Annotated in this window: 16 protein-coding genes and 3 pseudogenes; 16 read left to right on the forward strand and 3 right to left on the reverse strand. The window is 62.2% G+C overall.

What is annotated here, in order from left to right; translation table 11 throughout:
• Positions 1–15: 15 nt before the first annotated feature.
• The 6 genes and pseudogenes from holA to BGRAMDRAFT_RS26210 all read left to right on the forward strand — a co-directional run bounded on the left by holA (position 16) and on the right by BGRAMDRAFT_RS26210 (position 10,786).
• Positions 16–1,137: a DNA polymerase III subunit delta gene (gene holA / locus BGRAMDRAFT_RS26190; RefSeq protein WP_006051905.1), complete on the forward strand. Its 1,122-nt coding sequence runs from the start codon at positions 16–18 to the stop codon at positions 1,135–1,137.
• 241 nt (positions 1,138–1,378) lie between these two features.
• Positions 1,379–2,650 (forward strand): glutamate-5-semialdehyde dehydrogenase, encoded by a 1,272-nt coding sequence (locus tag BGRAMDRAFT_RS26195; protein WP_006051906.1) that lies wholly within the window; start codon positions 1,379–1,381, stop codon positions 2,648–2,650.
• A 152-nt stretch (positions 2,651–2,802) separates the two neighbouring features.
• Positions 2,803–3,219 (forward strand): CopD family protein, encoded by a 417-nt coding sequence (locus tag BGRAMDRAFT_RS26200; RefSeq protein ID WP_006051907.1) that lies wholly within the window; start codon positions 2,803–2,805, stop codon positions 3,217–3,219.
• A gap of 1,104 nt (positions 3,220–4,323) precedes the next feature.
• Entirely contained in the window at positions 4,324–8,598 is a 4,275-nt protein-coding gene (locus tag BGRAMDRAFT_RS33320) for an ESPR-type extended signal peptide-containing protein (protein WP_006051908.1), read from the forward strand.
• 314 nt (positions 8,599–8,912) lie between these two features.
• Positions 8,913–9,914: pseudogene (locus tag BGRAMDRAFT_RS35885) on the forward strand (YadA family autotransporter adhesin); the annotation flags it as partial.
• 308 nt (positions 9,915–10,222) lie between these two features.
• Positions 10,223–10,786, forward strand: a complete 564-nt coding sequence (locus BGRAMDRAFT_RS26210) for an OmpA family protein (RefSeq protein WP_232292371.1) — start codon at positions 10,223–10,225, stop codon at positions 10,784–10,786.
• 79 nt (positions 10,787–10,865) lie between these two features.
• Here the strand turns inward: BGRAMDRAFT_RS26210 and BGRAMDRAFT_RS26215 are convergent, their stop codons facing one another.
• The gene (locus BGRAMDRAFT_RS26215; RefSeq protein ID WP_006051911.1) at positions 10,866–11,711 is read right to left on the reverse strand and encodes a MurR/RpiR family transcriptional regulator; all 846 of its coding nucleotides are present in this window, start codon (positions 11,709–11,711) and stop codon (positions 10,866–10,868) included.
• Between the two features lie 290 nt (positions 11,712–12,001).
• On the opposite strand from BGRAMDRAFT_RS26215, the gene edd reads away from it, so the two are divergent.
• The 4 genes and pseudogenes from edd to BGRAMDRAFT_RS26235 all read left to right on the forward strand — a co-directional run bounded on the left by edd (position 12,002) and on the right by BGRAMDRAFT_RS26235 (position 16,860).
• Positions 12,002–13,930 (forward strand): phosphogluconate dehydratase, encoded by a 1,929-nt coding sequence (gene edd / locus BGRAMDRAFT_RS26220; RefSeq protein ID WP_006051912.1) that lies wholly within the window; start codon positions 12,002–12,004, stop codon positions 13,928–13,930.
• Between the two features lie 119 nt (positions 13,931–14,049).
• Positions 14,050–14,691: a bifunctional 4-hydroxy-2-oxoglutarate aldolase/2-dehydro-3-deoxy-phosphogluconate aldolase gene (eda, locus tag BGRAMDRAFT_RS26225; protein WP_006051913.1), complete on the forward strand. Its 642-nt coding sequence runs from the start codon at positions 14,050–14,052 to the stop codon at positions 14,689–14,691.
• A 270-nt stretch (positions 14,692–14,961) separates the two neighbouring features.
• Positions 14,962–16,356 (forward strand): GntT/GntP/DsdX family permease, encoded by a 1,395-nt coding sequence (locus BGRAMDRAFT_RS26230; protein WP_006051914.1) that lies wholly within the window; start codon positions 14,962–14,964, stop codon positions 16,354–16,356.
• Positions 16,357–16,366: 10 nt separating this feature from the next.
• Positions 16,367–16,860 (forward strand): annotated as a pseudogene (locus BGRAMDRAFT_RS26235) (gluconokinase).
• 96 nt (positions 16,861–16,956) lie between these two features.
• Here BGRAMDRAFT_RS26235 and purB read toward each other — a convergent pair.
• Positions 16,957–18,345, reverse strand: coding sequence for an adenylosuccinate lyase (gene purB, locus BGRAMDRAFT_RS26240; RefSeq protein ID WP_006051916.1), 1,389 nt, complete (start codon positions 18,343–18,345; stop codon positions 16,957–16,959).
• A 234-nt stretch (positions 18,346–18,579) separates the two neighbouring features.
• On the opposite strand from purB, the gene BGRAMDRAFT_RS26245 reads away from it, so the two are divergent.
• The 6 genes and pseudogenes from BGRAMDRAFT_RS26245 (at position 18,580) to BGRAMDRAFT_RS26270 (ending at position 24,413) form a co-directional block, all read left to right on the forward strand.
• Positions 18,580–19,536, forward strand: coding sequence for a LysR family transcriptional regulator (locus tag BGRAMDRAFT_RS26245; RefSeq protein WP_006051917.1), 957 nt, complete (start codon positions 18,580–18,582; stop codon positions 19,534–19,536).
• Between the two features lie 150 nt (positions 19,537–19,686).
• The gene (locus BGRAMDRAFT_RS26250) at positions 19,687–21,009 is read left to right on the forward strand and encodes a Glu/Leu/Phe/Val family dehydrogenase (protein ID WP_006051918.1); all 1,323 of its coding nucleotides are present in this window, start codon (positions 19,687–19,689) and stop codon (positions 21,007–21,009) included.
• 283 nt (positions 21,010–21,292) lie between these two features.
• Positions 21,293–22,186, forward strand: a complete 894-nt coding sequence (locus BGRAMDRAFT_RS26255) for a glutamate/aspartate ABC transporter substrate-binding protein (RefSeq protein WP_006051919.1) — start codon at positions 21,293–21,295, stop codon at positions 22,184–22,186.
• 82 nt (positions 22,187–22,268) lie between these two features.
• The gene (locus BGRAMDRAFT_RS26260) at positions 22,269–23,009 is read left to right on the forward strand and encodes an amino acid ABC transporter permease (protein ID WP_006051920.1); all 741 of its coding nucleotides are present in this window, start codon (positions 22,269–22,271) and stop codon (positions 23,007–23,009) included.
• A pseudogene (gltK, locus tag BGRAMDRAFT_RS26265) lies at positions 23,009–23,691 on the forward strand (glutamate/aspartate ABC transporter permease GltK). The gene BGRAMDRAFT_RS26260 and the pseudogene gltK overlap by 1 nt, the downstream one beginning before the upstream one ends.
• Positions 23,688–24,413, forward strand: a complete 726-nt coding sequence (locus BGRAMDRAFT_RS26270) for an amino acid ABC transporter ATP-binding protein (RefSeq protein ID WP_006051922.1) — start codon at positions 23,688–23,690, stop codon at positions 24,411–24,413. Before gltK ends, BGRAMDRAFT_RS26270 begins: the two are co-directional and overlap by 4 nt.
• Positions 24,414–24,516: 103 nt before the next feature.
• On the opposite strand, the gene BGRAMDRAFT_RS26275 is transcribed toward BGRAMDRAFT_RS26270, so the two are convergent.
• Complete coding sequence (locus BGRAMDRAFT_RS26275) at positions 24,517–25,455, reverse strand: class II glutamine amidotransferase (RefSeq protein WP_083803853.1); 939 nt, start codon at positions 25,453–25,455, stop codon at positions 24,517–24,519.
• Between the last annotated feature and the right edge of the window lie 43 nt (positions 25,456–25,498).

Raw genomic sequence — 25,498 nt, forward strand, 5'->3', positions numbered from 1 at the left:
GACATCAGCATAGCCATGCAACTGCGACTTGACGCGCTCGAAGCGCATCTGGCCAAGGGACTCGCCGGACTGTACGTCGTGTACGGCGACGAGCATCTGCTCGCGCAGGAAGCGTGCGACCGGATTCGCGCGGCGGCTCGCGCGGCCGGCTTTACCGACCGCTCGGTCTTCACCGTCGAGCGCAGTTTCGACTGGAGTTCGTTGCTCGGCGCGAGCCAGTCCATGTCGCTGTTCGGCGACCGTCAACTGGTCGAATTGCGCATTCCGTCGGGCAAGCCCGGCAAGGAAGGCGCCGAAGCGCTGAAGGCGCTCGCGGGCTCCGTCAACGACGACGTGCTGACCATGATCACGCTGCCGCGGCTCGACGCGGCCACGCAAAAATCGGCGTGGTTCACGGCGCTCGCCGACGCGGGCGTCGCGTTGAAGATCGATCCCGTCGAGCGCGCGCAATTGCCGAACTGGGTCGGCCAGCGGCTCGCGGCGCAGGGTCAGCGGGTGGCCGCGGGCGAGGAAGGGCGGCGCGCGTTGGCGTTTATCGCGGAGCGTGTCGAAGGCAATCTGCTCGCCGCGCATCAGGAAATCCAGAAGCTCGGGCTGCTGTATCCGGCGGGTTCGTTGAGCTTCGAACAGATACACGACGCGGTGCTGAACGTCGCGCGTTACGACGTCTTCAAGCTGAACGAGGCGATGCTTGCCGGCGACGTCGGCCGCTTGTCGCGCATGCTCGACGGGCTGCGCGGCGAAGGCGAGGCGGCGGTGCTGGTGTTGTGGGCCGTCGTCGAGGAATTGCGCACGCTGCTGCGGATCAAGCGCGGCGTCGCGGCCGGCAAGCCGCTTGCCATGCTCGTGCGCGAAAACCGCGTGTGGGGTCCGCGCGAGCGCTTGATCGGGCCGGCATTGTCGCGTGTCACCGAGGCGGCGCTGGAAAAGGCGTTGGCGCTGGCGGCGCGGCTGGATCGGCAGGTGAAGGGATTGTCGGGCGGGACGCCGGGTAATCATCGCAACGATCCGCCGCCCGATCCGTGGGACGGGCTGTTCGAGCTTGCGATGGTGGTGGCGTCGCCGAGAACGTCTGCTGCGCCGCCGCCGCGACCTGCTCGGCGTGCGGCTGCGGCCGCGGTGCGCAGGCCGGCGTGAGTTTCGCTGGTGCTGTAGGCGGCGGGGTTTGAGGTGTCGCGGTGCTGAGCCAGTCAGCCGTACAGCGAGGCCGGACCGGCTCGGCTTGCCGTGCACCAGCAGTCTTGCGGATCTCAACCGCGCTAACCGCGCCCTCGCAAGCAAAGCGCCCTGGCCCGACTTACAATCGCTGGATCTTTCGCTAATCAGCTAATCAGCCTGCTCGCCGCGCGTCGGCGTGCCCGGCAATACGAGAATCACCATGGATATCGACCAGTACATGACCGACCTCGGCCGGCGCGCGCGCCGGGCATCGCGTGCGATGGCGCGGGCGTCGACGGCTGCGAAGAACGCCGCCCTCGCGGCGGTGGCGGCGGGTATCGAGCGCGATGCCGCGTTGCTCAAGGAAGCCAACGCGCGCGACGTCGCACGCGCTCGCGATAAAGGTCACGACGCGGCTTTCATCGACCGTCTCACGCTGTCGGACAAGGCGCTCAGGACGATGGTCGAAGGTCTGCGCCAGGTCGCGGCGCTCGCCGATCCGATCGGCGAGATCAGCAATCTGAAGTACCGGCCGAGCGGCATCCAGGTCGGGCAGATGCGCGTGCCGCTCGGCGTGATCGGCATCATCTACGAATCGCGTCCTAACGTCACGATCGACGCCGCCGCGCTCTGCCTCAAATCGGGCAACGCGACGATTCTGCGCGGTGGTTCGGAAGCGCTCGAATGCAACACTGCGCTCGCGAAGCTGATCGGCGAGGCGCTCGAAGCGGCCGGTTTGCCGCAAGACGCCGTGCAGGTTGTTGCGACGTCGGACCGCGCCGCGGTCGGCAAACTGATCACGATGACCGAATACGTCGACGTGATCGTGCCGCGCGGCGGCAAGAGCCTGATCGAGCGGCTCATGAACGAAGCGCGGGTGCCGATGATCAAGCATCTGGACGGCATCTGCCACGTATACGTGGACGACCGCGCCGATCTTAAGAAGGCGCTGACCGTTTGCGATAACGCCAAGACGCACCGCTACGGCACCTGCAACACGATGGAGACGCTGCTGGTCGCGCGCGGCATTGCGTCCGACGTGCTGCCGCCGCTCGGCAAGCTGTATCGCGAGAAAAATGTCGAATTGCGCGTGGACGCGGCGGCGCGTGCTGTGCTGGCAGACGCGGGCGTGGGTCCGCTCGCCGACGCAACCGAAGAAGACTGGCGCACCGAATATCTCGCGCCGGTGCTCGCGATCAAGGTGGTCGACGATCTCGACGCCGCCATTGAGCACATCAACACGTACAGTTCGCAACATACCGACGCGATCGTCACGGAGGACCACGACCGCGCCATGCGCTTCCTGCGCGAAGTGGATTCGGCGAGCGTGATGGTGAACGCATCGACGCGTTTCGCCGACGGCTTCGAATTCGGTCTCGGCGCGGAAATCGGCATTTCCAACGACAAGCTCCACGCGCGCGGCCCGGTGGGGCTGGAAGGGTTGACGTCGCTGAAGTATGTCGTGCTTGGGCATGGCGAAGGCCGCCAGTAGGCGCCTGCACGATGGGAAGCGTGGCCGTGCAACGCGGCCACGCATGATTGTTTCAAATCCCGCGACCGCTGATCACTTTGCGTCGCGGCACAGGCCCGGCATGATCGTCGGCGCTCTCCACAATAACTCACACACCACCAAGGACTCCCACGATGCTCTGGATCAAGACGTTCCATATCGTTCTGATCGCTTCCTGGTTCGCCGGCCTGTTCTATTTGCCGCGCATTTTCGTCAATCTGGCGATGGAAACCGAACCCGCCGCGGTGAAGCGTCTGCTGATCATGGCGCGCAAACTGTTCCGCTTCATGTCGTTTATCGCGGTGCCGGCGCTCGCTTGCGGGCTGTGGTTGTGGCTTGTCGTCGGTATCGGACGAGGGCAGGGATGGCTTCACGCGAAGGTTGGCGTGGTCGTGCTGCTGGTGATTTACCACGCTTACTGCGGCGTGCTGCTGCGCACTTTCGAGCGCGGGGAAAACCGTCGCTCGGACAAGTGGTATCGGATGTTCAATGAACTGCCGGTGCTGGGGATGCTGGCCGCGGTCGCGTTGGTGGTGATCAAGCCGTTTTGAGAGGTACGCGGCTGTGAGACTTGCACAGGCTGTGCGGATGGTTGAAACGCCGGTCTGCTGATGCCGCTATGTGCGCGCTCCTGACCGTTGTGCAGAGCAGGCGCCGGACGGGCCGCAAGCCTTGGTCAAATCAGGGCATGAGCAGGCCCATTACAGGCCAAACGGCTCGGCTTTCCCGAGTTCCGTCACTGTCAACGGGAATCGACTGGACGTAACCGGCTTGCAGCACTCCGGCGTGATAGGCCGGAGCGGGCGTTTAGCGCGGATGGCTGGGAAGCGCAGGTCCGCGTAGAGGACGGCCGATGCGGCCGTGATTGTCACCGCAATTCAACGCTCCAGCTGCCATGGAAGCGTCGATCTTTAAAAGTAAATCAAACCGCCTCCGGTCAACTAACCACCGCCTCGCCGCGGTTTTTTTTCGCGCTCATCTGCGAATTCCGCCGTCTTTTATGTGGAGGCAAATTTGGCGGTTTAAAACTTGTGTTGGCCTGATGCCATCGAGGGCAAGCTCGTCATTGTTCTAGTGACGGCCGGAGTTATCAAATAAAGAAATAATAGAAATAAGACAAATCCTAAAAAGCGCTATTCCCGTGGTTTTTCGAATCTTAGGACTTTTCTGAATTTTAGTCCGTATATTTCCTGGCCGGGCCATCGCATAATCGCGCAATCGTCGGTCTGCCTCGTTCGTATTTCAAATTCGCGCGATGAGACAAGCGCTGCGGTCGCACGGGCAAAGCCCCGTCCACAGGCCGTGTTCCTCCAGATCGAACTGCATCGAATAAGAATAATCCTAAATAAAGTTCGATGCTTGCCTGCCTTAAAGCCACTTCTTTACAGAATTTCAAGGATCCGTGAGGTTCTGGCGCGAGTCGCGTTTCCTAGTATGTGACAGTCGATTGAGACCAATTAAGCATAGTCTGATTATCTCCAGAGTCGCTCAGTTTTATATTGAGATCTTCGCTGGAAGGATATTAAGACAGTCTCAAGTGCATAAGTGCGACGGTCAGATTGAATCCTTTTGGCAGCTCGTTGGCAGCGACGCACCACGTTAATCAGCACGGTGCCGCGCAGATCCCAGTCATCACGCCTTTACAGGATGAAATCGTGAACAAGTCGTACAAAACAGTTTGGAATGAGACTACCGGTACATATGTTGCAGCGCCGGAAGTGGCGAAGGGACGCGGGAAGAGCGGCCGCAAGGCACGTAGCATCAAGGCGCTAGGCGCAAGCGGAGTGCTGGTTGCTGCCGGGGTGGGATTGTCGGCGTTCGCACCATCCGCGATGGCGGGCTCGATCATCAATTGCGGGAATGCAATAAACTCTTATGCCAGCTTTAGCGCGGCCCAAGCTGGTGCATGGACGAACACGCAGCAGGCTGCGACATGCTTCAGCGGTAGCTCGAGCCTCGGCACTGGAGTAGTCCTTTCCGAAAACGGCAACTACTTCAGTCCTGACGGCACGAACGCCGCGATTCTCGTGGGCGCTTCCGGGAGCAACGCGACGGGAAAGGTCACGATCTACGGCCCGAGCGGCATTGCAATGATGAACCAGGTCGACATGACCAGTCACAAGATCGTGAACGTTGCAGCCGGTACCGTCAGCAGCATTAGCGGCGACGCGATCAACGGCAGCCAGCTCTACGCGGTGAGCGCTTCGGCGGCCAGCGCCATTGGCGGCGGTTCCACGGTTAGCTCGACGGGCGCGATTAGCGCACCTAGCTACGCGCTGACGAACGCAAATTCGATCGACGGTACGACGGGCGCGAAGACGGACATCGGCACGGCGTTCGGCACGGTGGATACGGCACTGGGCAAGCTGAACACCTCGATCACCAACATCAACAACGGCCAAGGTACACGCTATTTCAAGGTGACTGGGAACAACGACGGCACGGACGACGCCAAGGCGGGTGCATCAACATCATCATACGGCTCAATCGCCATTGGTCCGAAAGCTTTGTCGTGGACGTCTGGCATGGCGACGAACGACGCTATCGCCATAGGCGACTCAGCGTACGCGACGTACGTCGGAGATACCGCGATAGGCGGCTTCGCGACAGCCGGCGGAGGATCGTCGACGGCCATCGGTTACGGCGCATCGACGCTGAACGCCATATCCACGAACAACATGGTTGCTCTCGGCACCTCTGCTTCCGCTGGCGCCGCGAACTCGACCGCACTCGGCAGCTACGCGCTTACGTCTGGCGCGGGCGCAGTCGCCGTTGGCTACCTTGCAACAGCCACCACATCGAATTCGGTGGCGCTGGGCTCGAATTCGGTGGCGAACTCGGCCACGCTGGCGACGGCAGGCTTCACGCCCATCGGTGGCACGGCGATCTCGGCAGCCACGGCAACAGGTGGTGAAGTGTCGGTGGGCGCAGCAGGTGCAGAGCGTCGTGTCACGAACGTGGCAGCAGGTCTGAATGCCACGGACGCGGTGAACGTGAGCCAGTTGCAGTCGGAAGACGCGAAGGTGAACAACGTTTCGAACAACGTTTCGAACGTCGCGAACAACCTGGCGAACACGAACAACAACGTCGCGAACCTGAGCGGCAACGTCACCAACATCAACAACACGGTGAACAGCATCGTGAACGGTGGCGGCATCAAGTACTTCCACACGAACTCGACGCTGGCTGATTCGTCGGCTGCGGGCGTCGACAGCGTGGCGGTCGGACCGAACGCAATTGCTCGTGGTCAAGGCAGCATTGCGATCGGCCGGAACGCATCGATGGCGGCCGCCACACCCGCAGATGGAGCGATCGCGATTGGCGATGGCAGCTATACCGCTTACTCGCAGGATATGGCGCTCGGTCAGAACGCTACGGCCGGCGGTGGGGCCTCCATCGCGATAGGCGCACAGGCATCTACCGTTGCAGGTAGCGGTATAAACAACCAGGTTGCTGTGGGCACGGGGGCCACCAGTGGTGCTAACAATGCCACGGCGTTGGGTGGCCTTGCCACTGCTTCAACAGTCAACTCGGTGGCATTGGGTGCTAACTCGGTGGCGAACTCGAGCACGCTGGCGACGGCAGGCTTCACGCCGGTCGGTGGCACAGCAATCTCGGCAGCGACGGCAGCCGGCGGTGAAGTGTCGGTGGGCAAGGCAGGTGGTGAGCGTCGCATCACGAACGTCGCAGCAGGTCTGAACGCCACGGATGCAGTGAACGTAAGCCAGCTGCAGTCGGAAGACGCAAAGGTGAACAACGTCTCGAACAACGTTTCGAACGTCGCGAACAACCTCGCGAACACCAACAACAACGTTGCAAACCTGAGCGGCAACGTCACCAACATCAACAACACGGTGAACAACATCGTGAACGGTGGCGGCATCAAATATTTCCATGCCAATTCCTCTTTGGCGGACGCATCCGCGACGGGCTCGAACAGCGTTGCTGCCGGACCGGTTGCCGTGGCTAGCGGCGTCAGTTCGACCGCAATGGGCTGGGGAGCGCTCGCGTCAGGAACAAACTCATCCGCGTTTGGCGAGGCTGCCACCGCCGCTGCATACAATGGCGTGGCGGTTGGCGAAGGTGCGACATCCACCGTTAGTGGCACGACGTCGAACACCAACGGCTGGGGAGTTGCGATCGGTGGTAATGCGAATGCCGGCGCTCATGCAGCAGTCGCGGTAGGTCCTCACGCCAACGCGACGGCCAGTGAGGCTATCGCTATCGGCGACTATTCCAGCGCCACTGCAATAAATACTGTTGCGCTGGGGCAAGGCGCCTCGGCCGCAACCGTGAACTCGGTTGCGCTCGGCGCCGGGGCGGTGGCGAACTCGGCCACGTTGACGACGGCAGGCTTTACGCCGGTCGGCGGCACGGCGATCTCGGCAGCCACGGCAGCCGGCGGCGAAGTGTCGGTGGGCGCAGCAGGTGCAGAGCGTCGCATCACGAACGTCGCAGCCGGTCTGAATGCGACCGATGCCGTCAACGTGAGCCAGTTGCAGTCTGAAGACGCGAAGGTCAACAACGTCTCGAACAACGTGTCGAACGTCGCGAACAACCTGTCGAACACCAACAACAACGTTGCAAACCTGAGCGGCAACGTCACGAACATCAACAACACGGTGAACAACATCGTGAACGGTGGCGGCATCAAGTATTTCCACGCGAACTCGACGCTGGCTGATTCGTCGGCGACGGGCACGAACGCAGTCGCAATCGGCGGTGCAGCGTCGGCGACGACGGCGAACTCGGTAGCACTGGGCTCGAACTCGGTGGCGAACTCGGCCACGCTGGCGACGGCAGGTTTCACGCCGACGGGCGGTACGGCGATTTCCGCAGCGACGGCAGCCGGCGGCGAAGTGTCGGTGGGCAAGGCAGGTGCAGAGCGTCGCATCACGAACGTCGCAGCGGGTCTGAGCGCGACCGATGCAGTGAGCGGCAACGTCACCAACATCAACAACACGGTGAACAACATCGTGAATGGTGGCGGCATCAAGTACTTCCACGCCAACTCGACGCTGGCGGATTCGTCGGCAACGGGTACGGACGCAGTGGCAATCGGCGGCAACGCTCAGGCAACGACGGCGAACTCGGTGGCACTGGGCTCGAACTCGGTGGCGAACTCGGCGACGCTGGCGACGGCAGGCTTCACGCCGGTTGGTGGCACGGCGATCGCAGCAGCCACGGCAGCGGGCGGTGAAGTGTCGGTGGGCGCGGCAGGTAAGGAGCGTCGCATCACGAACGTGGCAGCAGGTCTGAACGCCACGGATGCAGTGAACGTGAGCCAGTTGCAGTCGGAAGACGCGAAGGTCAACAACGTTTCGAACAACCTGTCGAACACGAACAACAACGTCGCAAACCTGGCGGGCAACGTCACCAACATCAACAACACGGTGAACAACATCGTGAACGGTGGCGGCATCAAGTACTTCCACGCGAACACCGCGCTGGCGGATTCGTCGGCAGTGGGTATGAACGCAGTGGCGATCGGCGGCAACGCGCAAGCGACGACGGCGAACTCGGTGGCACTCGGCTCCAACTCGGTGGCCAACTCGACCACGCTGACGACGGCAGGCTTCAACCCGGGTGGCAGCGCGATCTCGGCAGCCACGGCAGCCGGTGAAGTGTCGGTGGGTGCGGCAGGTGCTGAGCGTCGCATCACGAATGTGGCAGCAGGTCTGAACGCCACGGACGCGGTGAACGTGAGCCAGTTGATGTCGGAAGATACGAAGGTGAACCAGGTCGGCGCGAGCACGGCCTCGTCGCTGGGCGGTGGTTCGACCTACGATTCGACGACGGGCGCAATCACGGCTCCGACGTACTCGGTGGTCTGGTGCAGCAGGACCCGACGTCGCGCAACATCACGGTGGCGAAGGATACCGACGGCACGGTGGTTGACCTTACGGGTACGGCAGGTTCGCGTACGTTGACTGGTGTGGCCGCAGGCGCGGTCAACGCCACGAGCGTGGATGCAGTGAACGGTTCGCAGTTGTATGGCGTGAGCCAGTCGGCGGCAGATGCCCTCGGCGGCGGCTCGACGGTGAACAGCGATGGCACGATCTCGGCCCCGACGTACTCGGTGGGCGGTACGACCGTGAACAGCGTGGGTGACGCGATCACCAACATCGACGGCCGTGTGACGCAGAACACGTCGGACATCACCAACATCAACAACACGCTGAACAACATCACCAGCGGTGGCACCGGTATCAAGTACTTCCACGCCAACTCGACGTTGCCGGATTCACAGGCAACGGGCGCGGAATCGGTGGCGATCGGCGGTAATGCGCAGTCTCTGGCGACGAACTCGGTTGCACTGGGTTCGAACTCGGTGGCTGACCGTGCGAACACGGTGTCGGTGGGCTCGGCGGGCAACGAACGCCAGATCACCAACGTCGCAGCCGGTACGGCCGACACGGACGCAGTGAACGTCGCTCAGTTGAAGGCGTCGGGCATCATCAACCCGAACGGCACGACCAACGCGGCAGTCACGTACGACCACAACGCCGACGGTACGACCAACTACAGCAGCATTACGATGGGTAATGGTGCTGCGGGCGGCACGACGATCCACAACGTGGCAGCAGGCACGTCCGGTGACGACGCAGTCAACGTCGACCAGATGAACTCGGCGATCTCGACGGTGACGAACATTGCGCACGCGGCCAACAACCCGATGTTCGCAGCAGACGGCAACCGCGATACGGAAGCAGCAGTTGCAAGCGGTACGCATTCGACCGCAATGGGTGCGAACGCAAGCGCAACCGCGGCGAACTCGGTGGCACTGGGTGCGAACTCGGTGGCTGATCGTGCGAACTCGGTGTCGGTGGGCTCGGCAGGTAACGAACGCCAGGTCACCAACGTCGCGGCCGGTACGGCAACGACCGACGCGGTCAACGTGGGTCAGTTGAACGACGCCATCGGCTCGGCGGTCGGCAATCTGCCGGCTGGCATGACCTCGAAGGCCTACACCGATCAGCAGATCAACTCGGTGCAGAACAGCGTGAGCCAGGTCGCCAAGAACGCGTACGCCGGTGTCGCAGCCGCTACGGCGCTGACGATGATCCCGGACGTCGATCAAGGCAAGACGATCGCGGTCGGTATCGGTGGCGGTTCGTATAAGGGTTCGCAGGCTGTCGCGCTCGGCGTCTCGGCGCGTATCACCGAGAACCTGAAGATGAAGGCCGGCGCGGGCACCAGCTCGCAAGGCACGGCGATCGGCATCGGTGCTTCGTACCAGTGGTAAGCGCCGTGATGGATCGGACGCAAGTCCGGTCCATCAACCGGAGCTGTCTTGACTAGAACTGTAAGCGCGCTCTTGTCCGCAGGACACGGGGCAAGGGCGCCGCTTCAATCACTGCATTCGTGAAAATGAACACTTCTCTTTTTAAATATCTCCGCGCGTTGGTCTCAGGCGCGTCTTTGGCGATCTTTGCAGCGTGCAGTACGCAATCTGGACCGTCCTACACGCTGCGTACGATCAGTCCGCCGAACCAAACCGTACCGACTTATTGGGTTAGCTGCCTCGGACTTCTCGACAGCTCGCAAACCTGCGTGCGCGTGGCCGAAGAAACCTGCCAGGCCAAGCCGATTACGTGGCTCGGCGCGGTCGACGGCGTGAGCAACAACCAGCCGGTGAAAGATGCGCGTGAAATGACGTTCATGTGCGGCGCGCCCGTCGCACAGCAGCCGGTCGCACAACAGCCGGCGCCGCAACAGCCGGTTCAGCAGCAAGAGGCTGCGCAGCCGCAAGCAAAGCCGGCCGCGCCGCAGGCTCGGCTGCTGCTGCAAGGCAACGCCAACTTTGCAACGGACAGCGCGACGCTCAGCCCGATCGCGAAGGAAAACCTGGATCACTTCATGGCCGCCAACAAGGGCGCGAATCTGCGCCGCGTGACGGTGACGGGCTACACCGACAAGACGGGTTCCGAAGCACACAACCTGGCGCTGTCGAAGGCTCGTGCCGAAGCGGTCGTGCAATATCTGCGCGATGGCGGTCTCGAGGGTGAGCAGTTCGTCGCACAAGGCCTCGGCAGCGCCGATCCGGTTGCGTCGAATGCAACGGCCGAAGGTCGTTCGCAGAACCGCCGCGTCGATGTTCGCGTGGTCGCCGAGTAACTGGCCGCGTGCATCGTTTGACCTGAGTTTGACCTGAAAAAGGCCTGCCATCGAGCAGGCCTTTTTCATTTGCGCCTCTTCAGCTTTCGCCGTCGATTCTCAGCCGGCCGATCACTTCTTTCGCCTTACCCATCCGCTCGACAAGCTCAGGCCCGCGCTTGAGCGCGACGCCGACGGCGAGAATGTCGCCGATGGCGAGATGCGACATGCGCGACGTCATCGGCGAAAACACATCGCTTTCCTCGACGACATTTGAGAAGAGACAAATCGACGCGAGCTTCGCAAGCGGCGACGATCCATGTGTAATCGCAATCACTTTCGCGCCGCGATTGAGCGCGGAATGTGTCGCTTCGATGATGTCCCGGGTTCGACCGGTATTCGATACCGTCACGATCACATCGCCGGGGCCGAGCAGTGCGGCCGACATCGAGTAGGTGTGCGGATCGGAGTAGGCGACGCTCGGCATGCCGAGCCGGAAGAACTTGTGCTGGATGTCCTGCGCCGCAATACCTGAACCGCCCGCTCCATAGAACTCGATGCGCGCCGCGTTCGCCAGCAGGTCGACGGCTGCTTCGACACTATGCGGCGACAAGCTGTTGCGCACCTGGATCAGCGTGCCGATGGTCCGGTCGAAGACCTTGGCGATCAGACCCGGCGTACCCTCGTCCGGCCGCACATCCCGATAAACCGCCGGCACTTCAGTAGCGATGCCTTGGGCCAGCCGGATCTTGAACTCGCGAAACCCCGAAAAACCCAGCGCATGACAGAACCGCGCGATAGTCGGCTGACTCACACCCGCGCGCGCGGCGACTTCCGTCATGGAAAGGTCTAGCACCTCGCGCGGCGCCTCGATCACGTAGTCGGCGAGCTTGCGCTCCGACGGGCGCAACTGCTCGCGCATCTCTTCGACCTGGGACAGCATCATTGGAAAACTCGCACTATGCTGAAGAATGCGTGGACTATAGCTTGATTGGCCGAAAGGTACAAAAACTACATTATCGCCGTAGGTGTTATCCCTAGGTTCAGGTGTTATTCGTCCGATGCGCCGCCAGTAAAGGGCTTCGCGGAGTTTCGCCAAACTGCACTGCAGCAAGATTTCCAATTGCGGCCATGTAGTTTTTCTACTAAGATTCCTTTCGCCGGTCTCTCCGGCGACCCCGCGATACCCACCTGGCATAGCGCGCCCAATCTGCCGCCAGCGACGAAGGAGCTCCGATGGTTTCCCCGCATTCGCAATTGTTGAAAGTCACGCAGCGCGTGATCGAACGCAGCAAGCCCACTCGTGAGGCGTATCTCTCCCGCATTCATCAGGCGCAGGGCCGGTTCCCGGCGCGCGGCGCGCTTTCCTGCGCGAATCTGGCGCACGGGTTCGCGGGCCTCGAAGGCAACGACAAGCTCGTCATCAAGCAGATTCGCGAGCCGAACATCGGCATCGTTTCGTCGTACAACGAGATGTTGTCGGCGCACGCGCCGTACAAAAACTACCCGGACATCATCAAGCAGGCCGCGCGTGAAAACGGCGGCGTCGCGCAATTCGCGGGCGGCGTGCCGGCCATGTGCGACGGCATCACCCAGGGCAACGCGGGCATGGAACTGTCGCTGTTCTCGCGCGAAGTGATCGCGATGAGCACGGCGGTCGCGCTCACGCACAACATGTTCGACGCGGCGTTGTGCCTCGGCATCTGCGACAAGATCGTGCCGGGCCTTCTGATCGGCGCGCTGCAGTTCGGCCATCTGCCGACCATCTTCGTGCCGGCCGGCCCGATGACGAGCGGCCTGTCGAACGACGACAAAGCCAAAACCCGCCAGCAGTTCGCAACCGGCCAATGCGGTCGCGACGCGCTGCTCGAAGCGGAAGCCGCTGCGTATCACGGCCACGGCACCTGCACGTTCTACGGCACGGCGAACAGCAATCAGATGCTGATGGAAATCATGGGCCTGCATCTGCCGGGCTCGGCTTTCGTGCATCCGCATACGCCGTTGCGCGACGCGCTGACCGCACAGGCCGCGCGCCGCGTGCTCGATCTGACGGTCGAGCGCGGCAATTACACGCCGATCGGCCACGTGATCGACGAAAAGGCGATCGTCAACGGAATCGTCGCGTTGCTCGCGACGGGCGGCTCCACCAATCACACGCTGCACCTCGTCGCCATTGCGCGCGCGGCGGGCATCGTGATCGACTGGGACGATTTCGACACGCTGTCGCAAGCCGTGCCGCTGCTCGCCAAGATTTACCCGAACGGCAAGGCCGACGTGAACCATTTCCATGCAGCGGGCGGCGTCGCGTTCCTGGTGCGCAATCTGCTGGAAGGCGGTTTGCTGCACGAAGACGTCAACACGGTCGTCGGCGAGGGGCTGCATCGCTACACGGAAGAGCCGAAGCTGATCGACGGCAAGCTGCAATGGGTGCCGGGCGTGGAAACCAGCGCCGACACAGCGGTGCTGCGCGCCATCAAGGAGCCGTTCCAGCCGGACGGCGGCTTGCGTCTGATGCAGGGCAAGCTCGGCCGCGGCGTGATCAAGATTTCGGCGGTTGCGGCGCAGCATCGCAAGGTGAAGGCGCCGGCCATCGTGTTCGATTCGCAGGAAGCCGTGCAGGAGGCGTTCGACAACGGCGAGCTCAAGCGCGACTTTGTTGCCGTCGTGCGCTTCCAGGGCGCGCGGGCGAACGGCATGCCGGAACTGCATCGTTTGACGCCGCTGCTCGGCGTGTTGCAGGATCAGGGTTTCCATGTCGCACTCGTCACGGACGGCCGCATGTCGGGCGCGTCGGGTAAAGTGCCCGCGGTCATTCATCTGTCGCCGGAAGCGTTGCTGCAAGGGCCGATCAGCAAGGTGCACACGGGCGACATGCTGGTGATCGACGCCGAAGCCGGCGTGCTCGACGTCGAGATCGACGCCGCCGAATGGGCCGCGCGACCTAACGCCGCGCCGCTCAATCAGGCGGAAAACGAAGTGGGTTTCGGCCGCGAACTGTTCGGCGTATTCCGCGCGGCGGCGGCGCCGGCGGAGCAGGGCGCGTCGGTGTTCGGTCCGATGGTGGGCGAGCGTCCGGCAGCGCACGGCGAGCACGCGGCGTCTGCTGTGCAGCACGCCGCCGCACAGCACGGCGAAACGCGTACCAGCACCACTCAGGCAGGCTAGCAGTCTTCGCAAACAAGCCAACGGACAGTCGAACCAGGTCCAACGAAGTCCAACCGGGCAGCCCGCCAAAGCCCGCCCGGCGACGCAACAGACGGTTGGCAGAAACAAGGAGTTTCACTATGACGTCGAAAACAGTAAGTGAGATCGTCCGCCTGGGTCCGGTGATTCCGGTGCTCGCGTTCGATTCGGTCGAGCAGGGCGAACACGTGTCGCGCGCGCTGCATGCGGGCGGCGTGAAGGTGCTGGAAATCACACTGCGCACGGCGGCGGGGATTGCCGCGATCGAGCGCGCGAGCCAGTTGGCCGAAGACATCGTGGTGGGCGTCGGCACGATCACGAAGCCCGAGCATTGCGCGCAGGCGAAGAAAGCAGGCGCGCAGTTCGGCGTGTCGCCCGGACTCACGAAAGACATGCACAAGGCCGCGCAGGATGCCGGCCTGCCGCTATTGCCGGGCGTGATGACGCCGAGCGACATCATCACCGCGCTCGAACTCGGCTATGAAATCGTGAAGTTTTTCCCGGCGCAGCAGGCGGGCGGCGTGCCGATGCTGCAAGCTTTTCATGGTCCGTTTCCGACGCTGAAGTTCTGCCCGACGGGCGGCATCACGGCGGAAACCGCCACGCACTTCCTGTCGCTGCCGAACGTGGTCTGCGTGGGCGGCTCCTGGCTCACGCCGAAAGCCGCGGTCGCCGCGCAAAACTGGGACGAAGTCACGCGCCTCGCGCGCGCGGCGAGCCAATTGGCCGCACCCGCTCACTAGTCGATAACCGCCGCGTTCTGGCGAACACAGACGCGGACGCAGACGCAGACACAGCAAGCTCTCAACCGGAGCCTCGCCGATACAGCCGCTTCAGGCTGTCGCAGCGAGGCTTCGTTGCAAAGATGCTGCGGGTTTCGCGGGCTTTTCAAGACAACAGACAGTAAAATTCAGCGACCGCGCGGTTTGCCGTCCTCGAGGCGCAGCGGTCGCCATGAGACGAGGTGGCTGCCGTCTTCGCACCCACAATCAATAACGCAAAGGAGGAGCTTCATGGAAGCTGTTCACGGCAGCATGCTGCTGGTTTACGGGGTGATCGCCATCGCCCTGCTGATCTTGTTGATCACGCGCTACAAGGTCTATCCGTTCCTCGTCCTGATCATTGTGTCGCTGCTGCTGGGGCTTGCCTCCGGTATGCCGATGGCGACCATCGTCAAGTCGTTCGAAACCGGCAACGGCAACACGCTCGGGCACATCGCGGTGGTGGTGGGCCTCGGCACGATGCTCGGCAAGATGATGGCCGAATCGGGCGGCGCGGAACGCATCGCCACGACGCTCATCGACTGGTTCGGCGAGAAGAATATTCACTGGGCGATGATGGTCGTCGCGATCATCGTCGGCTTGCCGGTGTTCTTCGAAGTCGGCTTTGTGCTGCTGATTCCGATCGCGTTCAACGTCGCGAAGCGCACCAACAAATCGCTGCTGCTCGTCGGCCTGCCGATGGTCGCCGGCCTGTCCGTCGTGCACGGGCTGATTCCGCCGCACCCGGCCGCGATGCTCGCCGTGCAGCAGTACCACGCGGACATCGGCAAGACGATTGCGTATGGTCTGATCGTCGGCGTGCCGACGGCTATCGTCGCCGGTCCGCTGTTTGCGCTGATGATCAACCGCTACATCAAGCTGCCGCAAGAGAACGCGCTCGCCGCGCAGTTTCTGAACAGGGACGACGTCGCGCTCTCCGGCACGCCGGGCGGCGCAAACGCAGCGCCGAAACGCGAACTGCCGAGCTTCGGCATTACGCTGTTCACGGTGTTGCTGCCGGTGATCCTGATGCTGGTGGGCAGCTGGGCCGATCTGGTATTCACGCCGAAGACCTTGCCGAACGACCTGCTGCACTTCGTCGGCAATTCGGACGTCGCGCTGCTGATCGCCGTGCTGGTCAGCTTCTGGACCTTTGGTGCGAGCCGCGGTTTCAATCGCGACCAGATCCAGAAATTCTGCGGCGAATGTCTGGCGCCGATCGCGGGCATTACGCTGATCGTCGGCGCGGGCGGCGGTTTCGGACGCGTGCTGATGGATAGCGGCATTTCGAAGGAAATCGTGGCTGCTGCGACCTCCGCGCATTTGTCGCCGCTGCTGTTCGGCTGGCTCGTCGCCGCGCTGATCCGCCTCGCGACAGGTTCGGCGACGGTCGCGATGACCACCGCCTGCGGCATCGTTGCACCGATCGCGGCGGCCAGCGCGATCCAGGTGAAGCCGGAACTGCTGGTGCTGGCAACCGGCTCGGGCTCGCTGATCTTCTCGCACGTGAACGACGGCGGTTTCTGGCTGATCAAGGAATACTTCGGTATGACGGTGGGGCAGACCTTCAAGACATGGTCGCTCCTCGAGACCATCATTTCGTTGATGGGTTTGCTGTTGACCTTCGCGCTCGCGGCGGTCCTGTAAGGAGTTTTTGATGATTTTGATCGCAATGGGCGTGTCGGGCGCCGGCAAAACGAGAATGGCGAGATGCTGGCGGAGCGCCTGCACTGCGCGTTCACCGACGGCGACGCGTTTCATAGCGCCGCAAACAAGGAGAAGATGCACCATGGCATTCCGCTCACCGACGAAGACCGGTGGCCGTGGCTCAAAACTATCCGCGCCGCGATCGAAGAAAAGCAGAAGGCGGGCGAGACGGCCGTGTTCACCTGTTCGTCGCTGAAGCGTTCGTATCGCGACATTTTGCGCGACGGCGACAAGGACGTCTGCTTCGTGTACCTGAAGGGTTCGCGCGAGGTGCTGCAAGAGCGTTTGACCACGCGCACGGGCCATTTTTTCGACCCGTCGCTGCTGCAAAGCCAGCTCGACACGCTCGAGGAACCGGGCGCGGACGAGGCGGTCACGGTGAGCATCGAACTGTCGCCGGAACAGATCGTCGACGATGTGTTGAAGCAGGTCGAGAAGCGTTAATCCGCCATCCTGAACTAACCGTTCAGACGAAGAAAAGCCGCTCCGGGGAGCGGCTTTTCTTTTGCTTGACGAGCAGAACAGCGGATGAATCAGGCTTTAGCCGATGCGCTTCGCCAACTCGACTGCCTTGCCGATGTACGAACCCGGCGTCATCGCGAGCAAACGGTCTTTCGCGTCCTGCGGAATTGCGAGCCCGCCGACGAACGCCTGCAGCGCCTCACGCGTGATGCCCTTGCCGCGCGTCAGTTCCTTCAACTGCTCGTACGGGTTCTCGATGCCGTAGCGGCGCATCACCGTTTGCACCGGCTCGGCCAGCACTTCCCAGCAGTTGTCGAGGTCTTCGTTCAGACGCTGCGCATTCACTTCGAGCTTGTCCAGACCGCGGATCAGCGAGTCGTACGCGAGCAGCGAATAACCGAACGCGACGCCCATGTTGCGCAGCACCGTCGAATCGGTCAGGTCGCGCTGCCAGCGCGACACCGGCAGCTTGTCGGCGAGGTGGCGCAGCGTTGCGTTCGCGAGTCCGAGATTGCCTTCGGAGTTTTCGAAGTCGATCGGGTTGACCTTGTGCGGCATCGTCGACGAACCGATCTCGCCGGCCTTCGTGCGCTGCTTGAAATAGCCGACCGAGATGTAGCCCCACACGTCGCGGTCGAGATCCAGCAGGATCGTGTTGGCGCGCGCGACGGCGTCGAACAGTTCGGCCATGTAGTCGTGCGGCTCGATCTGGATCGTGTACGGATTGAACGTGAGCTTCAGACGCTGCTCGACCACTTCGCGCGAGAACGCTTCCCAGTCGAACTCCGGATACGCCGACAGATGCGCGTTGAAGTTGCCGACCGCGCCGTTCATCTTGCCGAGCAGTTCGACCTTCGCGATGCGCTCGATCGCGCGTTCGAGACGTGCGGCGACGTTGGCGATTTCCTTGCCGAGCGTCGTCGGGCTGGCCGGCTGGCCGTGCGTGCGCGAGAGCATCGGCTGTTCCGCGTGCGCGTGAGCGAGCGCGACGAGCTTCTGATGCACCGTGCGCAGCGCCGGCAGGATCACATGCTCGCGCGCGCCCGCCAGCATCAGGCCGTGCGACGTGTTGTTGATGTCTTCCGACGTGCACGCGAAATGGATGAACTCGCTTGCGCGCTCCAGTTCTTCCTGACCCTTGACCGATTCCTTCAGCCAGTATTCGACCGCCTTCACGTCGTGATTCGTCACGCGCTCGATGTCCTTGATGCGCGCGGCGTCATGCGCGGTGAAGCGCTCGGCCAGTTGCAGCAGGAATTGTTCGGCGGCGTCCGAAAAGCGCGGCACTTCGGCGAAACCGGCGCGCGAGAGCGCGATCAGCCAATGAATTTCGACCGTCACGCGATTGCGCATGAACGCGGCTTCCGAGAGCCAGTCGCGCAGGGCTTCGGTTTTCGACGCATAGCGGCCGTCGAGCGGAGAGAGCGCATTCAGCGCGAACAGAGTGTCGGGGCGGGTGTCGGACATGATGGCGGCTGGTCTAGGCGTTGAGCGCTCGCTGCAGTCACAGCGAGCGGATCGGAACGGAGGGAACCGCGAATTTTACCACCAGAGGCGGATTCGCCCGGAATAGGCCGGACGCGCGTGAGCCGCAGCGGACGACGCGAACGCAAAGTCGGCTGCCGGGTGGAGCGTGAGCATTCGCATCGGCAGAGCCACTAGAATGCTGACTTCCTCTCTCTCGCCGGCAGCAGGCTTCGCATGGAACTGAAATGGCTCGAAGACTTCGTTTCGCTCGCGGAAACGCGCAGTTTCAGCCGCTCGGCTGAACTGCGTCACGTCACGCAGCCGGCGTTCTCGCGGCGCATCCAGGCGCTCGAGGCGTGGCTCGGCACGGAGCTCATCGACCGCTCGGTGTATCCGACGCGTCTCACGCCGGCGGGCCAGGTGTTCAACGAGCAGGCGCTCGCGATGCTTTCGCAGTTCCACGAGGCCCGCGCGCTGTTGCGCGGCCACACGGCGACGCCGCAAGCGACGATCGAGTTCGCGGTGCCGCACACGCTGTCGCTCACGTACTTTCCGCGCTGGCTGCAACGCATCGAAGCGCAGATGGGCCCGATTCATACGCGGCTGCGCGCGCTTAACGTGCACGACGCGGCGCTCTCTCTGGTGGAAGGCGGCTGCGATCTGATGATGGGCTATCACCATCCGAGTCATCCGGTCGCGCTCGACCCGGCCCGCTACGACATGCTGACGCTCGGCAACGAGCCGATCAGTCCGTTCTCGGCGCCGGGGCGCGCCGGCCGGCCGCGTCATACGCTGCCGGGCACTGCTGAAGCGCCCACGCCCTATCTGTCGTACACGCCGAATGCGTATCTGGGGCGCATGACCGAGGTGATTCTCGCCAACGCCCCGGAGCGTCTCAATCTGGACCGGCTCTACGAAACCGACATGGCCGAAGGTCTGAAGGCGATGGCGCTCGCCGGCCACGGCATCGCTTTTCTGCCGCACAGCGCTGTGGAAGACGCAGTCGCCGACGGCAAGCTGATTCGTCTGGACCGGGCGACGCGCGGCACGCCCGAAGGCCAGCTCACGCTCACGATGGAGATACGCCTCTACCGTGACAAGCTGGCCGCGAAAAGCGACGACGCGCGGCAGATTCTCGTGCGGCAGTTGTGGGACGTGGTGTCGGAAGAACTGGCGGAGCGCGGCGCGTAAGAGAGCCTCGCCAAACCTGCGCGCCCGCGACGCGAATTTGCGGCTTCCGAAGGGTTATGCAAAAAAGACATAATCGGATAAGGAAACGGCATTGGATTTCAAAACGGCCTTTTTCGACAATGCTGCTACTCGATCAACGCCGGAGCGTTCATGTCTTCCCAGCAGCAAGCCGCCCAATCTGCCCAATCAGCATTAACGTCGCAGTCCGTCCCCTCCTACCTGAATAGCGAAGACCTCGGCCCGTGGGGCAACTACCTGCGCCAGGTCGATCGCGTCGCGCCGTACCTCGGCTCGCTGTCGCGCTGGCTCGAAACCCTGAAGCGCCCGAAGCGGATTCTGATCGTTGACGTGCCTATCGAACTCGATAACGGCACGGTCGCGCACTTCGAGGGCTACCGCGTGCAGCACAACGTGTCGCGCGGTCCAGGCAAGGGCGGCGTGCGTTATCACCAGGACGTGACGCTGTCGGAAGTGATGGCGCTGTCCGCGTGGATGTCGGTGAAAAACGCTGCGGTGAACGTTCCTTACGGCGGCGCGAAGGGCGGCATCCGCCTCGATCCGCGCAAGCTGTCGCGTGGTGAACTCGAGCGCGTCACGCGCCGCTACACCAGCGAAATCGGCATCATCATCGGACCGAACACCGACATTCCCGCGCCGGACGTGAACACGAACGAGCAGATCATGGCGTGGATGATGGACACGTACTCCATGAACCAGGGCCAAACGGCAACCGGCGTCGTGACCGGCAAGCCGATCACGCTCGGCGGTTCGCTCGGCCGCCGCGAAGCGACGGGCCGCGGCGTGTTCGTGGTCGGATGCGAAGCGGCACGCCGCATCGGCTTCGACATCGAAGGCGCGCGTATTGCAGTGCAAGGTTTCGGCAACGTCGGCGGCATCGCGGCGCGTCTGTTCCAGGAAGCGGGGGCGAAGGTCGTCGCGGTGCAGGATCACACCGGCTCGCTGTACAAGTCGACCGGTATCGACGCTGTCGCGTTGCTGGAACACGTGGCGAAGACGGGCGGCGTGGGCGGTTTCGCCGAAGCCGACTCGGTGACGAACGAAGAGTTCTGGACCGTCGAATCGGACATCCTGATTCCGGCCGCGCTCGAAAACCAGATTACCGAAAAGAACGCCGGCAAGATCAAGACGAAGATCGTCGTGGAAGGCGCGAACGGCCCGACCACCACGGCCGCCGACGACATCCTGCACGACCGCGGCATCCTCGTGATTCCGGACGTGGTGGCCAACGCGGGCGGCGTGACGGTGTCGTACTTCGAATGGGTGCAGGATTTCTCGAGCTTCTTCTGGACCGAAGACGAGATCAACCAGCGCCTCGAGCGCGTGATGCGCGAAGCGTTTGCGGCCGTATGGCAAGTGTCGAGCGAGCAGAACGTTTCGGTGCGGACGGCGGCGTTTATCGTCGCGTGCAAGCGGATTTTGCAAGCGCGCGAAATGCGCGGTCTGTACCCCTGATCGCGGGCTTGTAAAGCGAACGGCGGATTCGCTACCTCGCGGGTGCGCCGCGCATTTGAAGTAAATGCGCATGCCTGAACGCACTTCACAAGAGCGCGTGTTTTACCTGGCGGGCGGCATCGCGACGATGCTGCCCGCCTTTGCATATCCGGAAAGGTTGACCGGCTGCGCGAAGCCGCCGCCGACCAATAGCGGCGTGCACGCAACAACAATGGTTTATAGCCATACTTTCAGAATAATTACTTTGCTAAACTGGCGCCGGTTCTTGCCAAGGAGATCAAACATGAAGGTTAAAAAAGCTGCGCTGCTGCTCGCGACTCTCGGACTGTTTACGGTTGGCGCGCACGCGCAAGACGCCGGCACGCTGAAAAAAATCAAGGACACGGGCGTCATCGCGCTGGGTCATCGCGAGTCGTCGATTCCGTTTTCGTACTATGACGACAAGCAGGAAGTCATCGGCTATTCGCAGGAATTCGCGCTGAAGGTGGTCGAGGCGGTCAAGCAGAAGCTCAACGCGCCGAACCTGAAAGTGAAGCTGATTCCGGTCACGTCGCAAAACCGTATTCCGCTGGTGCAGAACGGCACCGTCGACATGGAATGCGGCTCCACCACGAATAACGCGGAACGCCAGCAACAAGTGGCGTTCTCGAACACGATCTTCGTGATCGGCACGCGTCTGATGACCAAGAAAGATTCGGGCATCAAGGACTGGGCCGACCTGAAGGGCAAGACGGTCGTCACGACTGCCGGCACGACGTCCGAGCGCCTGCTTCGCAAGATGAACCAGGACAAGAGCCTGGGCATGAACATCATCAGCGCGAAGGATCACGGCGAGTCGTTCCTGACGCTCTCCACCGGCCGCGCCGCTGCGTTCATGATGGACGACGCGTTGCTCGCCGGCGAGCGCGCAAAGTCCAATACGCCGAACGATTTCGTGATCGTCGGCGCGCCGCAATCGCATGAAGCATACGGCTGCATGCTGCGCAAGAACGATCCGGAATTCAAGAAGGTCGTCGACGATGCAATCGCGAAGGTCGAAACTTCGGGCGAAGCCGACAAGATCTACAAGAAGTGGTTCGAATCGCCGATTCCGCCGAAGGGCTTGAACCTGAACTTCCCGGAAAGCGACGACATGAAGGCGCTTTACAAGAATCCGAATGACAAGGCAATCGATTAAACCTTAGCTGTTTTTTTGAAATGCTGAATGAAACGGAAGGGGCCACGCGCTTCTTCCGTTTCTTTTTGCTGGAGTCTTGGTCATGTCATATCACTGGAACTGGGGCATTCTGCTGAGTCCCGTCTCCACCGGCGAGCCGACCACTTATCTGGGCTGGCTGCTGTCGGGTTTCTGGGTGACGATTACCGTGTCGCTGTCGGCATGGGTGATCGCGCTGATCGTCGGCTCGTTGTTCGGTGTGCTGCGCACGGTGCCGAACAAGTGGGCGTCCGGCATCGGCACGCTCTACGTCGCGATTTTCCGCAATATTCCGCTGATCGTGCAGTTTTTCATCTGGTATCTGGTGATACCGGAGTTGCTGCCGGCATCCATCGGAAACTGGTTCAAGCAACTGCCGCCAGGCGCGCAGTTCTTTTCTTCCTCGATCATCTGTCTCGGGCTCTTCACCGCCGCGCGCGTGTGCGAGCAGGTGCGCTCGGGCATCAACGCGCTGCCGCGCGGCCAGCGCGCCGCGGGCCTCGCGATGGGCTTCACGCAATGGCAGACGTATCGCTACGTGCTGCTGCCGGTCGCGTACCGGATCATCGTGCCGCCGCTCACGTCCGAGTTTCTGAATATCTTCAAGAACTCGGCGGTCGCGTCGACCATCGGTCTGCTCGATCTCTCCGCCCAGGCGCGACAGCTTGTCGACTACACGTCGCAGACGTATGAGTCGTTCATCGCTGTCACGCTCGCGTACGTGCTGATCAATCTGGTCGTCATGCAATTCATGCGCTGGGTCGAAGCGAAGACCCGGTTGCCCGGCTATATCGGAGGCAAGTGATGCACCATTTCGACTGGAGCGGTATTCCGGGCGCATTGCCTACGTTGTGGACCGGCGCGGTCGTCACCTTCAAGATCACGCTGATCGCGATCGTGATCGGCATTGTGTGGGGCACGGTTCTCGCCATGCTGCGGCTGTCGTCGTTCAAGCCTTTCGAGTGGTTCGCGAAGGGCTACGTGACGATTTTCCGTTCGATCCCGCTGGTCATGGTCCTGCTGTGGTTCTTCCTGATCGTGCCGCAATTGCTGCAGAACGTGCTCGGTCTGTCGGCGGATATCGACATTCGTCTCGCCTCGGCAATGGTCGCTTTCTCGCTGTTCGAGGCGGCGTATTACTCCGAGATCATTCGCGCGGGGATTCAGTCCGTGCCGCGCGGGCAGGTCAACGCGTCGTTCGCGCTCGGCATGAACTACGCGCAGTCCATGCGTCTCGTGGGTGCTGCCGCAGGCGTTCCCGCGCGAAGGGTGCCGCTGCTGCTCACGCAGAGGCATCGTGCTCTTTTCAGGATACGTCGCTCGTCTACGTGATCAGCCTCGCCGACTTCTTCCGCACTGCCACGAATATTGGCGATCGTGACGGCACGAATGTCGAGATGGTACTGTTCGCGGGCGCGTGTTATTTCGTGATCTGCGTGGTCGCGTCGAGCCTTGTCAAAGGTCTTCAGAAAAAGGTCGCAAGATGATCTCTATCAAGAATGTTTCGAAGTGGTACGGCCAGTTTCAGGTGCTGACGGACTGCACGACGGAAGTCAAAAAGGGTGAAGTGGTGGTGGTGTGCGGACCGTCGGGTTCGGGCAAGTCCACGCTGATCAAGACCGTCAACGGACTCGAGCCGTTTCAGAAGGGCGAGATTGTCATCAACGGGCAGTCGCTGACGGATAAGAAAACCAATCTGTCGAAGCTGCGCTCGAAGGTCGGCATGGTGTTCCAGCACTTCGAACTGTTCCCGCATCTGTCGATCGTGCAAAACCTCACGCTCGCGCAGATCAAGGTGCTCGGCCGTTCGAAGGACGAAGCCTCGGCGAAGGGTCTGAAGCTGCTGGACCGCGTCGGCTTGCGCGCGCATGCGGACAAGTTTCCGGGGCAATTGTCGGGCGGTCAGCAGCAGCGTGTGGCGATTGCGCGCGCGTTGTCGATGGATCCAATTGCAATGCTGTTCGACGAGCCGACCTCGGCGCTCGATCCGGAAATGATCAACGAAGTGCTCGACGTGATGGTCGAACTCGCGCAGGAAGGCATGACCATGATGTGCGTCACGCACGAAATGGGCTTCGCGAAGAAGGTCGCGCATCGCGTGATTTTCATGGACAAGGGCTTGATCGTCGAGGACGACCGCAAGGACGACTTCTTCGACAATCCGAAGTCCGATCGCGCGAAGGATTTTCTGGCGAAGATCCTGCACTGAGGGCAAGCGTTGCCGCGTGGTTGTCGCGGCGGGCGCTTCAACGAAAAAGCCGCTTGAACAAGCGGCTTTTTTTATCGATGCGTGGTCGCCGCGGCTACGGTTTTCACGACTCGAAGGCGGCCGCGTCGTCGGCCGCTTCCAGATCGACTTCCAACTCAGCCGCGGCAGATTGGGCCGCCGCCGAAGCCGCAATCGTGCTCGCCGAAGCGGACGCGTCCAGCGCCGGATTGCGCAGCTTTTCCAGCACCGAGGCCGGCACCGGCACATTGACGCGGCCAATCACGTCGCCGTGCTGGAACATCAGCAGATCGCCCGGTTCGAACGCGGTCCACACTTCGTTGTCGGTCAGCGGCTGCGTCGCGATCACGGCGACGCGGTCTTCCGGCGTCGTGTACTTGGCGAAGTCGATGGACACGTCCGCGTCGACAAGATGCGCGGTGGAAAAAGGCCAGCGCCGCACGATGTAATGCAGATGCGTCGAGCAATGCGCAAACAGCGCCTGGCCGTTCGACATCAGAAAATTGAACACGCCGAATTGCGTGATTTCGCGCGTGAGCTTTTCGAGCGCGGCGAAGAGTTCGTTGAGCGGCGGTTGCTGCGCGCCGGGAAACGCCTTGCGCAAACCTTCGAGCAGCGCGCAGAAAGCGAGCTCGCTGTCGGTCGTGCCGACCGGCTGATACACGCCTGAGAGCACCGGCGAATAATCCTTCAGATCGCCGTTATGCGCGAAGATCCAGTGACGCCCCCACAGTTCGCGCATGAACGGGTGGCAGTTTTCCAGCAGAATGTGCCCTTGCGTCGCCTTGCGGATATGCGCGATCGTGTTCTTCGACTTGATCGGATAGCGCTTGACCATCTCGGCGATCGGCGAGGTAGCCGACGATTGATGGTCGATGAAAAGGCGACACGCTTTGTCTTCGAAGAAGGCGATGCCCCAGCCGTCGGCATGGTGATCGGTGACGCCGCCGCGCGCCGCAAAGCCGGTGAACGAGAACGTGACGTCCGTCGGCGCGGCGCAGTTCATTCCTAGAAGTTGGCACATGTTGCGGGTAGGCCTGTGAACGGGGCGAGCCGTTACAATGATG

It is taken from the genome of Paraburkholderia graminis C4D1M (assembly GCF_000172415.1).
In the GTDB taxonomy this organism is placed as follows: Bacteria; Pseudomonadota; Gammaproteobacteria; order Burkholderiales; family Burkholderiaceae; genus Paraburkholderia; species Paraburkholderia graminis.

What these genes read in the sequence shown, in the direction of transcription:
- holA (WP_006051905.1), top strand. Translation starts at nt 16, where the DNA reads ATGCAACTGCGACTTGACGCGCTCGAAGCGCATCTGGCCAAGGGACTC.
- BGRAMDRAFT_RS26195 (WP_006051906.1), top strand. Translation starts at nt 1,379, where the DNA reads ATGGATATCGACCAGTACATGACCGACCTCGGCCGGCGCGCGCGCCGG.
- BGRAMDRAFT_RS26200 (WP_006051907.1), top strand. Translation starts at nt 2,803, where the DNA reads ATGCTCTGGATCAAGACGTTCCATATCGTTCTGATCGCTTCCTGGTTC.
- BGRAMDRAFT_RS26215 (WP_006051911.1), bottom strand. Translation starts at nt 11,711, where the DNA reads ATGATGCTGTCCCAGGTCGAAGAGATGCGCGAGCAGTTGCGCCCGTCG.
- edd (WP_006051912.1), top strand. Translation starts at nt 12,002, where the DNA reads ATGGTTTCCCCGCATTCGCAATTGTTGAAAGTCACGCAGCGCGTGATC.
- eda (WP_006051913.1), top strand. Translation starts at nt 14,050, where the DNA reads ATGACGTCGAAAACAGTAAGTGAGATCGTCCGCCTGGGTCCGGTGATT.
- BGRAMDRAFT_RS26230 (WP_006051914.1), top strand. Translation starts at nt 14,962, where the DNA reads ATGGAAGCTGTTCACGGCAGCATGCTGCTGGTTTACGGGGTGATCGCC.
- purB (WP_006051916.1), bottom strand. Translation starts at nt 18,345, where the DNA reads ATGTCCGACACCCGCCCCGACACTCTGTTCGCGCTGAATGCGCTCTCT.
- BGRAMDRAFT_RS26245 (WP_006051917.1), top strand. Translation starts at nt 18,580, where the DNA reads ATGGAACTGAAATGGCTCGAAGACTTCGTTTCGCTCGCGGAAACGCGC.
- BGRAMDRAFT_RS26250 (WP_006051918.1), top strand. Translation starts at nt 19,687, where the DNA reads ATGTCTTCCCAGCAGCAAGCCGCCCAATCTGCCCAATCAGCATTAACG.
- BGRAMDRAFT_RS26255 (WP_006051919.1), top strand. Translation starts at nt 21,293, where the DNA reads ATGAAGGTTAAAAAAGCTGCGCTGCTGCTCGCGACTCTCGGACTGTTT.
- BGRAMDRAFT_RS26260 (WP_006051920.1), top strand. Translation starts at nt 22,269, where the DNA reads ATGTCATATCACTGGAACTGGGGCATTCTGCTGAGTCCCGTCTCCACC.
- BGRAMDRAFT_RS26270 (WP_006051922.1), top strand. Translation starts at nt 23,688, where the DNA reads ATGATCTCTATCAAGAATGTTTCGAAGTGGTACGGCCAGTTTCAGGTG.
- BGRAMDRAFT_RS26275 (WP_083803853.1), bottom strand. Translation starts at nt 25,455, where the DNA reads ATGTGCCAACTTCTAGGAATGAACTGCGCCGCGCCGACGGACGTCACG.